This window comes from Duganella caerulea (genome assembly GCF_040362985.1).
In the GTDB taxonomy this organism is placed as follows: Bacteria; Pseudomonadota; Gammaproteobacteria; order Burkholderiales; family Burkholderiaceae_D; genus Rugamonas; species Rugamonas vulcania.
This window is the reverse complement of sequence record NZ_BPWJ01000005.1, coordinates 296,132-310,428: the sequence shown is the minus strand read 5'-3', so window position 1 is coordinate 310,428 and position 14,297 is coordinate 296,132. Positions and strand designations below refer to the sequence as shown.

Here is a 14,297-nt window from a genome sequence, read left to right as displayed (position 1 = left end):
TTATTTACGCAATATAGCGTAATTTGCACTAGCAGAGGGACGAGGAAGACCGGGCGCCGTTCAGTTGCGCTGCAGCGGGATGATGCCCGGCACGGTGGACGGCGTCGAACACGGCTCTTCGTCGAAGGCGATGTCGCCCAGCGGATTGGCCTGGCCGTCCGCCTTGATGTCCTTGAAGCCGAACAGGTCGCGGTCCATCAGGTGCGACGGCACCACCGTCGACAGCGACGAGAAGATGTTCTCCACGCGGCCGGGGAATTTCTTTTCCCAGTCGCGCATCAGGCCCTTGATCTGCTTGCGCTGCAGGTTCTCCTGCGAGCCGCACAGGTCGCACGGGATGATGGGGAAGCCTTTGACCTCGGCATAGCGCTCGGTGTCCTCTTCCTTCACGTAGGCCATCGGGCGGATCACCATGTGCTTGCCGTCGTCGGACACCAGCTTGGCCGGCATGCCCTTGAGCTTCCCGCCGAAGAACATATTCAGGAAGAAGGTCTCAAGGATGTCGTCGCGGTGGTGGCCCAGCGCGATCTTGTTGCAGCCCAGTTCATCGGCCACGCGGTACAGGATGCCGCGGCGCAGGCGCGAGCACAGCGAGCAGGTGGTCTTCCCTTCCGGGATCAGGCGCTTGACGATGCTGTAGGTGTCCTGGTTCTCGATGTGGAACGGGATGCCCAGTTCCTTCAGGTAGGCCGGCAGGATGTGGTCGGGGAAGTTGGGCTGCTTCTGGTCCAGGTTGACGGCGACCAGTTCGAAGTTGATCGGCGCGCGTTCGCGCAGCGTCATCAGGATGTCCAGCAGCGCGTAGCTGTCCTTGCCGCCGGACAGGCAGACCATGACCTTGTCGCCGTCCTCGATCATGTTGAAATCGCCGATGGCCTGGCCGACCAGGCGGCACAGGCGCTTGTGCAGCTTGTTGTTTTCCAGCGCGATCTTCTCGGCCGATTTGCCGGCCGGCGCGGCCGCTGCGTTGTCGAGTACTGCGTTCATACGGTTTCCTTGATTTTAAATACTTCCACGCCGACGCCTTCGCAGTCTGGATAGACGTCCGGCTTCATGGTCGACACGCGTGCCGCGCGCACGCGCGGGTGGGCCAGCATGGCGCTGACGATGTCGTCGCACAGGCTTTCCTGCAGGTGCACGTGGCCGCGCGCCATCAGCTTGGCGATGGAGTCGCGCATGAAGTCGTAGTCCACCACTTCCTCCAGCTGGTCCTTGACCGGGGTCGAGACGGCCAGCGGGATGTACAGGTCGACGTTGATGAGCAAACGCTGCTCGCCCTTTTTCTCGAACTCGTAGACGCCGATGTTGATCAGCACTTCGTAATTGCGCAGGAACAGGCGGCGGCAGTCGTTCAGTTGCGGGTGGATCAGGGCGGACAGCATAGTTTCACTTTCTAGAGATGGTATTCATTTGGCCAGGAACATCACGTCGCGCGGCAGCGGCATCAGGTGCTGGCCGCCGTCGACCAGCAGGGTGGTGCCGGTCAGCGCGCGCGCCGTGGCAGCGTAGACCACGCTGTCGGCGATATCTTCCGGGGTGCTGGAGCGGCCCAGCGGGGTTTGCCGGTGCGCGTTGGCGAAACCGGCCTCGGTCTGGTCGCCGGACACCATCGTGATGCCGGGCGCGATGCCGACCACCCGCACCGCCGGCGCCAGCTGCTGCGCCAGCATCGTGGTGGCGGTGTGCAGCGCCGCCTTGGACAGGGTGTACGACAAAAAATCAGGATTGAGATTGTACAGTTTTTGGTCGAGCAGGTTGATCACCACGCCCTGTTCGCCGGTACTCGCCAAGGCCGCGTGCAGCGCCTGCGCCAGGATCACCGGCGCGGCCACGTTGGCGCGCATGTGGGCGTCGAGGCGGGCGGCGGTGAAGTCGGCGGCGCTGTCGTACTCGAACAGCGAGGCGTTGTTGACCACGCAGCGCACCGCGCCCAGCGCGGCCGCCGCCTGCGGCAGCAGCGCGCGCACGGCCGCCTCGTCGGCCAGATCGCAGGGCAGGGCGGCGGCGCGCCGGCCCAGCGCCTCGATCTCGGCCACCACCGCGCGCGCCTCGTCGGCCGAGGCGCGGTAGTGCACCGCCACGTCCCAGCCGGCGCGCGCCAGGCCGAGCGCGATGGCGCGGCCGATGCGGCGGCCGGCGCCGGTCACGAGCGCCACTGGCGTGCCGGTTGCTGTTTGTTCTGCTGTCGTCATGTGCTGTCTGAATGTCAAATTGGCGGCCCGGCGCGCCGATTCGCTACAATGCCGGTTATGTCCCTACCTGTTCCCACCAGTGACGCGCTGGCCGCGTCCCACGCCCTGCAGCACCTGATCGCCGCCGAAATCGCGCGCAACGACGGTGCCATTTCCTTCGCCCGCTACATGGAGCTGGCCCTGTACGCGCCCGACCTGGGCTACTACAGCGGCGGCTCCGCCAAACTCGGCAAAGATGGCGATTTTACAACCGCGCCCGAGCTCACGCCGCTGTTTGGCGCCGCCGTGGCTCAGGCCGCAGCCGCTATTATCGCCCAAAGCGCGCCGCGGATCCTCGAATTCGGCGCCGGCACCGGCAAGCTGGCCTTCGACATCCTGACCGAGATGGCCGCCGCCGGCGTGGCGATCGAGCGCTATTTCATCGTCGAGCTGTCCGGCGAACTGCGCGCGCGCCAGCAGGACAAGCTGCGCGATTTCCCGCAGGTGGAGTGGCTGGACGAATTCCCCGACGCCTTCGACGGCGTGGTGGTCGGCAACGAGGTGCTCGACGCCATGCCGGTTCAGCTGATCACCAGGCATCCGGAAGGCTGGCAGGAACTGAAGGTGACGGTGCGCGACGGCCGCTTCGATTATCTCGAAGTGCCGGCCGGCCCCGAGCTGCTGGCGCAGATCGCCCTGCAGATCCAGGATCACGACAGCCTGCCGGTCGGCTACGTGACCGAGGTGCACGGCGTGGCCTGCGGCTTCATGGCGACGCTGGCGCGCATGCTGCGCAACGGCCGCGCCAACGCCGCCTTCCTGTTCGACTACGGCTTCCCGGCGCACGAGTACTACCTGGAGCAGCGCGCCACCGGCACCCTGATGTGCCATTACCGCCACCATTCGCACCCGGACCCGTTCTACTATCCGGGCCTGCAGGACATCACCGCCCACGTCGACTTCACGGCGATGGCGCTGGCCGCGCAGGAGGCGGGCATCGACGTGCTGGCCTACCTGAACCAGGCCGGCTTCCTGATCGGTGCCGGCGCCGGCGAGCTGTTGTTGCGCACCGACCCGTCCGACGCGATGCGCTACCTGCCGCAGGCCAAGGCCTTGCAAAAGCTGTTGTCGCCGGCCGAGATGGGGGAGTTGTTCAAGGTGCTGGTGATCGGCAAGAACGTCGCCTTGCCGGACGCCATAGCCGCTCATGACCGCACCCACCGCCTGTAGATTAAATGTTACAGTGGTCAGAACAGCAAGGCCAAACCTTGTTTGATCGCTGAGTTACGGCGCGCCAGATCGGCTATGATGAATAACGCACGCTCGCCGGACAATTATTGGAACGATGGCAAAGATACACACTCACTATGACAACCTGAAGGTGTCGCGCATGGCGCCGCAGGAAGTCATACGTGCCGCCTACAAGGCGCTCAGTCAAAAATACCACCCGGACAAAAATCCGGGGGATGAGAAGGCTGCGCGCATCATGGCCATTCTCAACAGCGCCTACGACACCTTGTCCGACACCCAGCGCCGCAAGGAGCACGATGAATGGATCGCGGCCGAGGAGTGGGAAATCGAATGGCTGGAGAGCACCCGCCACGAGGACGGCCACCGCGGCGACAAGCACCGCCACGACGGCGCGGAGCGGGCCTGGAGCCCGGAACCGGTCGACGACCTGCCGCGTCCGCGCCGGCGCGGTGCGTGGAAGTGGTGGGGCGGGCTGGCGGCCAGCCTGATGCTGGGCTGGGTGGCAGGCGTGACCATGATGTCCGAAACGCAGGTGGTGTCGTCCGCGCTGGCGGCGGCGTGGGGTGGCAAGGGCGACAACGGCAGGAGCGCGCAGCCGCGCGAGGCGGCGCGCGATCCCAAGGCCGAGATGCGCGAGGCCTGGGCCGGCGCCCAGCCGTACTACCCGGAAGCGAACAGCAGCCGGCCGGCGGCGATCAAGGTGCAGGCGTTGTCGCAGGTGATACTGCCGAACGCCACCGCCGATTGCGAAAGCGAAACCCAGACCCTGGTCGCGCCCAACGGCGAGCCATGGCCGACGCAGTCCGGTTACATGACCGGTTTCCCGGTCGGCAACCGTGGCGACGACATGCAGCTGACGCTCGACAACGCCGGCAACGCGTCGGCGGTGTTCATCAAGATTTACGACACCGAGCGCCATTCCAACGTGCGCTACGCCTACGTGCAGGCGCACGACAAGCTGTTGGTCGACAAGCTCGCCAACGGCAAGTACGAGATCCGCTACCAGAACCTGGACGTGGGCGCCAACCAGAGCGGCTGCGCGCCCGCCAGCCGCACGGCGGCGGCCAAGGCGGAGCCAGCGGTGAGCAACTAGCGAGGCCAGCGCCTTTAACTCGAACTAAAATTGCTTAAGGTGGACTGCAGGACAGCACCGCAACTGGTCTTGTGGCCATCATACGCGACAGGTATTCCATCGATGACGTGATGGGCATTGCCTTCGATAATGACGCAGATTCCATGGCCAGGTATGGGACAACTGCATTGATCACCAACGCGGGCCACTGCAATTCCATCGACGGAAAACCAGCTTGCGCTCACGCTGACCACCTTGCCGCCGTGTGAGGTTGGGTCGTTCAGACGAATGACATTCGGCATATCGAAACATGATCCAGTTTAAGAGCGAGTAATATTCCAAGTGGCATCCCAAAAATCGAGCAAGCCAGCTCGAGATCGCTATGTTTGCGTATCGCTCGCGGGTTGATCGGTTACTGCATCAGACGGCGAAACCGGATGGGTCTTCTCATCCGCCTCGGCATACCGCACCAAGCGCCACACGGTATTGGTGTTGTAGTGATCACTGGTGCCTTTGACTCGTTCGATGAACGACAATTCACGCTTAACGTTTGCGGTCGGCATAACGTCACCTTGTTTAAATAATCGGGTGCTGCCGTTCAGATCGTTCTCAGGGCAATTCCAATAGCCAGTTTGTGGACAAGCCATGCCGGTTCGGGCAAGTTCGCCAAGTGGCAGCACATCTCCAGAAATTCCCGGTGGCGATTTCTTGTCATCGGCTGTACTACTCTTGCCATCATCTGTTGGACGGAGGCGCAGCGAATTGAGGATCTTTTCCCAGAGTTTGAGCATTTCCTGATCTGTTAAACTAGCAGGCCCCGGCTCGACGCCCTGTCCATATTTTGCCGATTCCAAATCAACACGGATCTGGGGATGCATCTTGTCCCGAGTCGCTCCCGGCGCCTCCCAGGTAAAAAGATGTGCCTTGTGGCCCACGTCATTTGGCGCTGTTATCAGCCACTGTTGGCCAGCCGTGTCTCCGATCTTTCTGTCGCCCTCCTTGATTGTACGTACCCCGGCAAGGGTTGCACCTAAGGTGCCGAGCGCACCCATAACGCTAGGTTTTCGCGAAAGCAGAGACTCCGGCGGATTACCTTCGTTGACCGAAGTGCTGATATCGAGAGTAATGTCTTTTTTGTGCTGAAATTCAAAGTGCAAGTCGGCGCTTTCCGGGTAGGTGCGCCCATCATCAAGAATAATGGCATCTAGGATGCAAAAGCCCCGAGAGACTGAAATTTCACCGTTGAGCGGTCGAACCAGTGAAATGAAATTCTTCATCCATGCGGTACCCTCATCAATTTTCGGACCGCTTACAATCCGTCGAAAGAGATAACGTTTCCCATTCAGCCAGCGATACCCATCGACGATGGCTTCTCTGCTCGTATCGTGCTTCCAGTATGCGAGCACACTACTGTCATCGCCGAGCCGTAAAACGTTTACGAGGAGAGGTGAGTCACCCCCATGCGTCAAACCCTTCATTTTCTTTTCTTCCGAGCGTATCTCTTCCAAAAAGGCTTCTTGAGTCCTGGCTTCGATTTCAATATCGGTGTAGGCGTAACTGAACCTTCCACCTCTGTAGTGGGCTTCTGCCGGCAGATCGATGAGGTAGCGTCCTATGGAATAGGTAATTATTTGACCTGGATTCGTATGAGTCATAGATTGTTCTCTTGCATAGGCATTCGTTGCAGGGATGGTCGAAATTAATAGCGTCAGTGTCCGCACCCAGAAGAAAAATTTTTGCCTGTGGTAATTCCATTTGTTCATACTAATCCCCTGCGGCACCATCTAATACGCCAGATGCCAGTGTTAACTTCGCAATGGCGTAGAGCGTCAGCCCCGCTGTAAAGTCATTTCCATAACTACCTTGGTGGTCATAGCTGACATGGCCTTTGGCCGTGCCTTCGTGGCGAAAGATTTGTTTGACGAACGGTTTCGGCGCCTGGCCAGAGAACTCCGGCACTGTACCGTCGCCCGGAAGATTCTGACCCTCTATCTCAAGTCTGCATATCTGATCACCAAATTTTACTTTGACAGTGCCATTCTGATCGTCATCAATTAATTCACCTCGCGAATAATCTCCAATTGGAATGTTCGCCTTCCAGCACACCTCGCCCCATGCCGGTTGGTTTGAATCAGCGGCATAATACGCATAGCAGTTGCTATGATATTGCCCTAGCAGGGACTCATGGAATCGTCGAACTATGCTCAATTGGTCTAAGTAGGCGTTAAAATCGGGATCAGTTCGCATATTGTTATCTGCCCAATCGCTCTTTTGATCAGTTGCGATGGTCACTTTCGTTGGATTGATGAGTTCCGCTTTTACGAGGCGCCACCAAGCGTCATAGTTAGGATAAATAGCATCGTACGGATTTCCATCTCCCAAGAAGACGGGGGCGATCTGCTCGCCGTCTTTGCTTTCATATCGTGCTCGTAACCAATGCATCGTCCCATTTGGCAACTTGGCGCGGTACTCGGATGTAGGTAACAGTTCCATTGGCCCAGGTGATTGTGTTAAAACGGCTGTGGCTTCGGCCGCGTTTCGCCCTAGTAGGACTTGTTCAACACCTTCAAAACCTGCTCGCATGCGCTTGTAGGTTGCCGGGGCACCTATTGCAGGCATCACGCCGTGTAGTACACCAAGTACTTTGTCGCTCTTCCCTTGTAACTGCGTACAGGCTCGTGCTACCAATCCCCCCATGGAGTGGGTAACCAAGATCACCTTTTCGCAATCCTTGTTCAAGGTGTTCTTGTAGAAATCAGTGATGGCGTCGATCTTGTCCACCAGACGCAGGACTGAAACATTGTTCGACTGGAGCCAGTTATAACCAACGGCATGAATTGGATATGCAGCATTGGCAAACCTCTTCAGGTCATCAGGCGTAATTTCTTCAAATGTCTTTTCGGCGCCAAATTGGTGAACTTGTTGCTGTTCCAAGACCAGCTTTGTCCATGCATCATCTGGTGTTCCATCCGTCTTTAGAATATCGTGCAGGCGCTCCTGCAGCGTGTTTAAGATTCCCCCATAGCTGTCTTTATGCAATTCCCCCCAGCCGAACAATTTTGCCAGTTTTTCCGGATCAAGGTCTGGCGCCCCTTTCAACTGATTCTCAACCTTTCCCGTCAGTTTAACAGGGCCTTCCTCATCAACTTCGACATGATCCGGATGCAATATTTTCTTCCTCGCTTTAGCATCCTTACCGAGGTATTTTATGACTTGGACAATGCCGGCCAATTTTCCATTGGGCGGACGCCACGCATGGTCTTTACTATTCTTTACCCGGAGGTTCGTTCCCATAATTCCAGGAATGAAAATGATCGGGATGATGCGCTTCGGGTACAACTTGACCAGTGCGCGCACGGGGAACCCTTCCGGCGACAGCACGGATTTCGCGCGTACTGTCGTGCCGTCATATTGCGAACGAACTTCACGGGTTGGTGTAGTGTCTGTCATTGCTTGGTTTCTCTTCTTTAAACGCCGTCGCGGATTTCAATATCGGCGATGAGCATTTCTTGCTCTTTACTCAGTTCGGTTTCGCCCTTGGCATTGGTCATCCCGCTGATCACATTTCCGTTGTTCAGGGTGATGGTATAAGCCGCACCTTTGACTGGAGCGTTGCTACCGATGTAGCGGACGATGAACTTTTCATCAGTCTTCACCTTGCTCTTTGGCAGATTCAATGCCGGTGGATTGGCGTCACCCGGACCGCTATGCGCGAAGGCGGCAGACTTCACCGTGTAGTTCCCGGAGAGCGTGTGGTTGACCGCGCCGCCGCCATATACGGTCTGTGCTCCCTGGCTCACAATGCTCACCTTGGGGGCCTGGATGACGATTTCCTCTGCGGCGGACAGCACGATCTTCTTGGCTGACGTCAGCTCTATATTGTCCTGGTGGGTCTGCACTTCGATCTTGCCGGCAGCTGCTATCAACTTCATGCCCAGTTTGTGCGCGAAGAGGCTGACGCTTTGCGCCGCGTTCAGCAGCAGCTTGCGTCCGGCGGACATTTGGGTATTGCCGACGCTAACGACATCCACATGCGTTTGCGCCCCGATAACGATATTGTCAGAACTGCCGAGTATCGCGCCGGCTGGCGCGTTGACGGCCACAATTGGCTGTCCGCCGGCCGGGTTGCCTTTTCCTCCGTCGGTGTTACTGCCTTTTTCCCACTGCTTGAGATGGCCAATCAATTGGGACAAAGGCTTGGCATCGCCGTCTTCGGCGTGATGGCCGCCAGCGAGTTCGGCCAATTGGTGCTGAATACTTTGCAAGGCGTCGGCCAAGCCCGTCAACCCGTCACGCTCCAATTGACGTCCCGCCGCTCGCAACTGCGCGTCCGCGCTGATATAGACACCCTGCGCGCCTTTGATTGCAACCGCGTGGTCGCTTCGTAGTTCCGCGCCTTCGCCGCGCGGCTCTCCTTGGCCTTCGTAGCGTGGTTTGCTCAGATAGCCGAGATTCAATTCGCTATGCCCGTGCTCGCTGGATAGTTGCGCACTGATCTGGGCCGGCGTGTCGTCCAGGCGCAGCTGGTTGTAGCGTTCGCCTTGGACTTCCTTACTCTTAATGCCAGACACATAGCGGTTGCCCGGCAAACCGCCGGCATGGCTGAACGTTGGAGGACGCGTGGTGCCTCCATAAACGCGGCCGGTGATGATCGGCTTGTCCGGGTCGCCTCCCAGGAATGTCACAATACACTCGTCGCCAGCCCGCGGCAACGAGATAGCGCCCCATTGGCGGCTAGCCCAAGTCCCGGCTACGCGTACCCATGCCGAGTCGCGGTCGGTATCGGATGCACCCGCACCGTTCCCATGGTCATCTGCACGACAAGCAGGGAAGCGGATCTTTACCCGCCCCAGCTCATCGCAATGGACCTCTTCGCCGGGTGGGCCGACCACGATCACGCTTTCGGCCTCGGTGCGCGGCAGGTCGACGCGTGGGTCGTACGAAGGAACAATGGCGATGCCGCGCCGCACGCAGCTGAAGTGGTTGGTGTAACGTACGCCGCGCTCTTCGCTGGCCTGTCCCAGCGCAGCCGTTGATTCGTCGCCGCGCCAGCGATTCAAAGCAAATAGGCGAAGCGCTTTGTCATTCAGCGCCTTGGGCAGATTGTTCTCCGCATCCACCTGCAGCTCGGTGATGACGAATTCGCGTTCTTCCGGCGGATGTGCGTCAACGACGGCATGGCCGGTCACTCCGATCCATTGGCCAATGCACAGGTCGCGCACGCCGCTCTCGCCGCGATGACACTTCGATTCGTACTCATGGCGAAGCATGCGCAGGGCGCCAAGGCTGCGATAATCCGGATCGCGTAACGGTACAAGAATGGCAACAAATTATAGATGAAATAATATTTATTTGTTTTGCAAGATTCAATTGTGCGCGGGTGCAATTTCGTACGCGAGCCCATGACATGATAGGGCTGCTGCGTCAGTTGATTGGGCTGCACCGCGCCTAGCCATGCACGGCTATATTGCGTGTGGCGTTGCCGGTCGAATGTGTAGGGCGCCCCGAGAAGGGCGCAGGCTGTGCGTCAGCGCGCAATTCGCATACGCGAAATTACGATGTTGTTTCACCGTGTCGGTGTGTGCGCGGCCTGACGCGGAGGAGACGCAGTAACAGGGGCCTCCTCTCCAATTGCTTAGAACTCTTCCCACTCCGAATTCAGATCGGCCTTGGGCTTGGACGCGGCTTTGGCGGCCGATTTCGCGGCCGGCTTTGCGGCTGGCTTGGCGGCCGGCCGGGCCTCCGCCGGCTTGCCGGCTGACGCCAGCCGTGGCGTTGCATCGTCGCCGGCCGCCTTGGCGACGATTGGATGCGCCGCAGGACGTGCCGCGGTACGCGCCGCCGGCCGGGCCGCCGCAACCGGCGCCGCTTGCGCGGCGTAGCTGCTATCGAGCTTGAACACGCTGACCGAGGCCGACAGCGTGGCCGCCTCGTCCTGCATGCTTTGCGCGGCGGCCGCCGCCTGCTCCACCAGCGCGGCGTTCTGCTGCGTCATCTCGTCCATCTGCGAGATCGCCTCGTTGACCTGCTCGATGCCCATGCTCTGTTCCTGGCTGGCCGAGGTGATCTCCGCCATGATGTCGGCCACCTGCTGCACCGAGGTGACGATCAGGCCCATGGTCTGGCCGGCCTCGTCCACCACGGCGCTGCCGCCGTCCACCTTCTCCACCGAATCGTCGATCAGCACCTTGATTTCCTTGGCCGCCGTGGCCGAGCGCTGCGCCAGGCTGCGCACCTCCGACGCCACCACCGCGAAGCCGCGTCCCTGCTCGCCGGCGCGCGCCGCTTCCACCGCCGCGTTGAGCGCCAGGATGTTGGTCTGGAAGGCGATGCCGTCGATGACGCCGATGATGTCGACGATCTTGCTGGAGCTGGCCTTGATCGAGCCCATGGTGTCGACCACCTGGGCCACCAGCTCGCCGCCGCGCGTGGCCACCGACGACGCCGAGATCACCAGCTGGTTGGCCTGGCGCGCGTTGTCGGCGTTCTGCTTGACGGTGGAGGTCAGCTCCTCCATGGTGCTGGCGGTTTCCTCCAGCGAGCTGGCCTGCGACTCGGTGCGGCCCGACAGGTCCATATTGCCGCTGGCGATTTCGGCCGAGGCGCGGTTGATGGTGGTGGTGCTGCTGCGCACCTCGTGCACGGTGCGCGCCAGGCTGGTGTTCATGTGCTGCAGCGCCTCCAGCAGCTCGCCCGTCTCGTCGCTGGCGCGCGCCTCGATGTGCGTGCTCAGGTCGCCGGCCGCGACCGATTTGGCGATCGCCACCGCCTCCTCCAGCGGGCCGGTGATCGAGGCCGTGATCCACACCGCCAGCGCGGCCGAGACAATCAGCGCCACCACGCCCAGCACGATCATCATGGTGCGCGAGAAGTCGATGTGGCCGGTGGCCACCTTGCCGCCGTCCTCGATGTCGGTCTTCTGCTGCTTGACCATGGCGCCGGTCAGTTCCTCAAGCGTGTCGAGCGCGGGGAAGGCTTCGCGGTTCATCAGCTCGGACGCCTTGTCGCGGTCATCCGCCTCGACCAGGTCGGCCACCTTCAGGAAGGCCGTGTTGTAGGTGGCGCGCGCGGCCTGGATCTTGGCCAGCAGCGCCTTCTCGTCGGGCGTCTCGGTCAGCTGGCCCAGCGTGACCAGCGCGGCGTCGATGGTCTTCTTGTCCTGGTCGATCCGCTCATAGCTCTTGGCGCGCTGCGCCTTGTCGGTGATGACGAACAGGGCCAGCACGCGGCGCGCGTCCTCGCGCGCGGCGGCGTCGATGGTGGCGGCGGCCGAGGCGCTCGGCCAGTCGCGCTCGACGATGCCCTTGGCGCTCTGGCTGATGGCGCCGAAGCGGCCGATGGCGGTCGCTATCATGATGAGCATGAGCAGCACCAGCACGCCGAAGCCGGCGCCGAGGCGGGTTTTGATTTTGAAGTTGGTCAGGTTCATAAGGGCGCGTGGGTAGGGTTCAGTTGGCGGCGGCGACGTCGGTCAGGCCCATCTCGTCGCTCGACATCAGCTTGTCGATGTCGACCAGGATCAGCATGCGCTCGTCGATGGTGCCCAGGCCGATCATGTAGTCGGAGTTGAAGGCCGTGCCCATCTCCGGCGCCGGCTTGACCTGGTCGGGCATGAGCGTGGTCACGTCCGACACCGAGTCCACCACCATGCCCACCACGCGCCCGCCGATGTTGAGGATGATGACCACGGTGAACTGGTCGTACACCGGCTCGCCGAGCTTGAACTTGATGCGCATGTCGACTACCGGGATGATGATGCCGCGCAGGTTGATCACGCCCTTGATGAACTCGGGCGCGTTGGCGATGCGGGTGACCGCCTCGTAGCCGCGGATCTCCTGCACCTTGAGGATGTCGATGCCGTATTCCTCGGCGCCGAGGGTGAAGGCGAGGAACTCGCGTCCGGCGATGTCCGATGCGTTTTCTTGCATGATGGTGGTCCTTGAAATATTGATCTGATCGCGATATCGCCTTGGTCGGCGACCGCGCCGCAATCCTTACAATGACGGCGCTAGCGTATCAGGTTCGCGGCCCGCTGACGAGCGCGGCAAAGCACGGCATGGGCGAAAAACGCACGCCTGTTGCTATCAATTCCGAAGGGGGTTGTCACAGGGGGGGAATCTGATTATGCTAGTCCCAAGACAGCCACGGGCTTAGCGCCAGGAGATGTGATGACCGATTCCAACGCCGCAGACGACAACTGGCTGATCCAGGAAGACGAGGAGCCGGCGCCAGTTGACGGAACGGGGTCGCCGGAACAGCGCCTGTGGCGGGTGCTGATTGTCGACGACGACGTCGACGTGCACGCGGTCACGCGGCTGGCGCTGCGCAACGTCTCGTTCAAGGGCCGCGAGCTGGAACTGTTCTCCGCCTACAGCGGGCGCGAGGCCTACGAGTTCCTGCGCGACACGCCCGACATCGCGCTGGTGCTGCTGGACGTGGTGATGGAAACCGACGACGCCGGCCTGCTGCTGGCGCGCCGCATCCGCGAGGAGCTGCACAACGCCATCGTGCGCGTGGTGCTGCGCACCGGCCAGCCGGGCCAGGCGCCCGAGCAGCGCGTGATCATCGAATACGACATCAACGACTACAAGGCCAAGACCGAGCTGACCACGCAGAAGCTGTTCACCACGGTGATCTCGGCGCTGCGCGCGTACGAGAGCCTGAACATGCTCGAGCGCAGCCGCATCGGCCTGGGCAAGATCCTGGCCGGCGCCACCAACCTGTACCAGATCCATTCGCTGCGCGAGTTCGCCTCGGGCGTGCTGAACCAGGTGAGCGCCATCCTCGACGTCGGCGCCGACGGCGTGCTGTGCCTGATGCAGGGCGACACCGGCGTCACCAGCGTGGTGGCGGCCACCGGCGGCTACGCGGCGCTGGGCGAGTCCGAGCTGATGCCGGCCAGCCATCCGCTGTGGCCAACCATCGCCAAGGCCTTCGCTGAAAAGAAAAGCCAGTTCGAGCATCCGGCCAATGTGTTGTTCATCCACACGCAGGAAAACCGCGAGGTGGCCATTTCGGTCACGCCGCCGTGGCCGCTGGCGCAGATCCAGCGCGACCTGCTGGAAGTGTTCTGCCAGCGCATCGCCGCCGCGTTCGACAACCTGTACATGTTCGGCCAGCTGCGCAAGGCGCAGGAGGCCACCGTGGTGGCGCTGGCCGACCTGGCCGAGTTCCGCGACAGCGGCACCGGCGGCCATGTGCGGCGGGTGCAAATGCTGTCGACTTCGCTGGCGCAGCGGATGGCCGCGCGCGGCGTGTACGCCGACGAGCTCACGCCGCAGCTGCTGGAGATGATCGGCCTGGCCAGCATCCTGCACGACGTCGGCAAGGTCGCGACGCCGGACCACATCCTGCTCAAGCCGGGCATCCACACGCCCGAGGAGCGGGCCGAGATGCAGACCCACGCGGCGGTCGGCAGGTCGATCCTGGAGCGCGCCGCCAACATGGTCGACGGCGTCAGCTACCTGACCTACGGCGCCGAGATCGCCGGCGGCCACCACGAGCACTTCGACGGCAACGGCTATCCCAACCAGCTGGCCGGGCGCGCGATCCCGGTGTCGGCCCGCATCGTCGCGGTGGTCGACGTGTTCGACTCGCTGCTGCACGAGCGCCCGTACAAGGATCCATGGCCGCACACCGAGGTGATGACCTACATCACCGAGCGCTCCGGCAAGCAGTTCGACCCCGAGGTGGTGGCCGCGCTGCTGGACCTGATCGAGCGCGACCCCACCATCGGCCACACGCCGGACTAGGACCAGGCTGCGCCCACCGCGGGCGCGCGGCCGCCCAGCACCACGCCAGGA

12 protein-coding genes are annotated in these 14,297 nt (G+C 61.5%); 3 read left to right on the top strand and 9 right to left on the bottom strand.

Annotated features, from left to right (window positions below):
- Positions 1–60 precede the first annotated feature (60 nt).
- The 3 genes from ttcA to ACUJB0_RS17125 are packed head-to-tail and all read right to left on the bottom strand — an operon-like array spanning position 61 to position 2,192.
- Positions 61–987, bottom strand: a complete 927-nt coding sequence (gene ttcA / locus ACUJB0_RS17135; protein WP_444846251.1) for a tRNA 2-thiocytidine(32) synthetase TtcA — start codon at positions 985–987, stop codon at positions 61–63.
- Positions 984–1,382: a dihydroneopterin aldolase gene (locus ACUJB0_RS17130; RefSeq protein WP_444846250.1), complete on the bottom strand. Its 399-nt coding sequence runs from the start codon at positions 1,380–1,382 to the stop codon at positions 984–986. The genes ttcA and ACUJB0_RS17130 overlap by 4 nt, the downstream gene beginning before the upstream one ends.
- Positions 1,383–1,406: 24 nt before the next feature.
- Entirely contained in the window at positions 1,407–2,192 is a 786-nt protein-coding gene (locus ACUJB0_RS17125; RefSeq protein WP_444846249.1) for an SDR family oxidoreductase, read from the bottom strand.
- 57 nt (positions 2,193–2,249) lie between these two features.
- On the opposite strand from ACUJB0_RS17125, the gene ACUJB0_RS17120 reads away from it, so the two are divergent.
- Together ACUJB0_RS17120 and ACUJB0_RS17115 are read left to right on the top strand one after the other, a co-directional pair.
- Positions 2,250–3,401 (top strand): class I SAM-dependent methyltransferase, encoded by a 1,152-nt coding sequence (locus tag ACUJB0_RS17120; RefSeq protein ID WP_444846248.1) that lies wholly within the window; start codon positions 2,250–2,252, stop codon positions 3,399–3,401.
- A gap of 115 nt (positions 3,402–3,516) precedes the next feature.
- Positions 3,517–4,515 (top strand): J domain-containing protein, encoded by a 999-nt coding sequence (locus tag ACUJB0_RS17115; protein WP_444846247.1) that lies wholly within the window; start codon positions 3,517–3,519, stop codon positions 4,513–4,515.
- Between the two features lie 14 nt (positions 4,516–4,529).
- On the opposite strand, the gene ACUJB0_RS17110 is transcribed toward ACUJB0_RS17115, so the two are convergent.
- From ACUJB0_RS17110 to ACUJB0_RS17085, 6 genes are all read right to left on the bottom strand, one after another.
- The gene (locus tag ACUJB0_RS17110; protein WP_444846246.1) at positions 4,530–4,796 is read right to left on the bottom strand and encodes a PAAR domain-containing protein; all 267 of its coding nucleotides are present in this window, start codon (positions 4,794–4,796) and stop codon (positions 4,530–4,532) included.
- A 78-nt stretch (positions 4,797–4,874) separates the two neighbouring features.
- A complete protein-coding gene (locus ACUJB0_RS17105; protein ID WP_444846245.1) occupies positions 4,875–6,257 on the bottom strand; it encodes a T6SS immunity protein Tli4 family protein in 1,383 nt (460 codons plus the stop codon).
- Between the two features lies 1 nt (position 6,258).
- On the bottom strand, positions 6,259–7,944 hold the full coding sequence (locus tag ACUJB0_RS17100; RefSeq protein ID WP_444846244.1) for an esterase/lipase family protein: 1,686 nt from the start codon (positions 7,942–7,944) through the stop codon (positions 6,259–6,261).
- 17 nt (positions 7,945–7,961) lie between these two features.
- A complete protein-coding gene (locus ACUJB0_RS17095) occupies positions 7,962–9,764 on the bottom strand; it encodes a DUF2345 domain-containing protein (RefSeq protein ID WP_444846243.1) in 1,803 nt (600 codons plus the stop codon).
- A gap of 365 nt (positions 9,765–10,129) precedes the next feature.
- A complete protein-coding gene (locus tag ACUJB0_RS17090; protein WP_444846242.1) occupies positions 10,130–11,923 on the bottom strand; it encodes a methyl-accepting chemotaxis protein in 1,794 nt (597 codons plus the stop codon).
- A 19-nt stretch (positions 11,924–11,942) separates the two neighbouring features.
- A complete protein-coding gene (locus tag ACUJB0_RS17085) occupies positions 11,943–12,422 on the bottom strand; it encodes a chemotaxis protein CheW (RefSeq protein ID WP_161092385.1) in 480 nt (159 codons plus the stop codon).
- A 240-nt stretch (positions 12,423–12,662) separates the two neighbouring features.
- Between ACUJB0_RS17085 and ACUJB0_RS17080 the strand changes: the two genes are divergently transcribed.
- Positions 12,663–14,246, top strand: coding sequence for a DUF3369 domain-containing protein (locus tag ACUJB0_RS17080; protein ID WP_444846241.1), 1,584 nt, complete (start codon positions 12,663–12,665; stop codon positions 14,244–14,246).
- Positions 14,247–14,297: the final 51 nt, after the last annotated feature.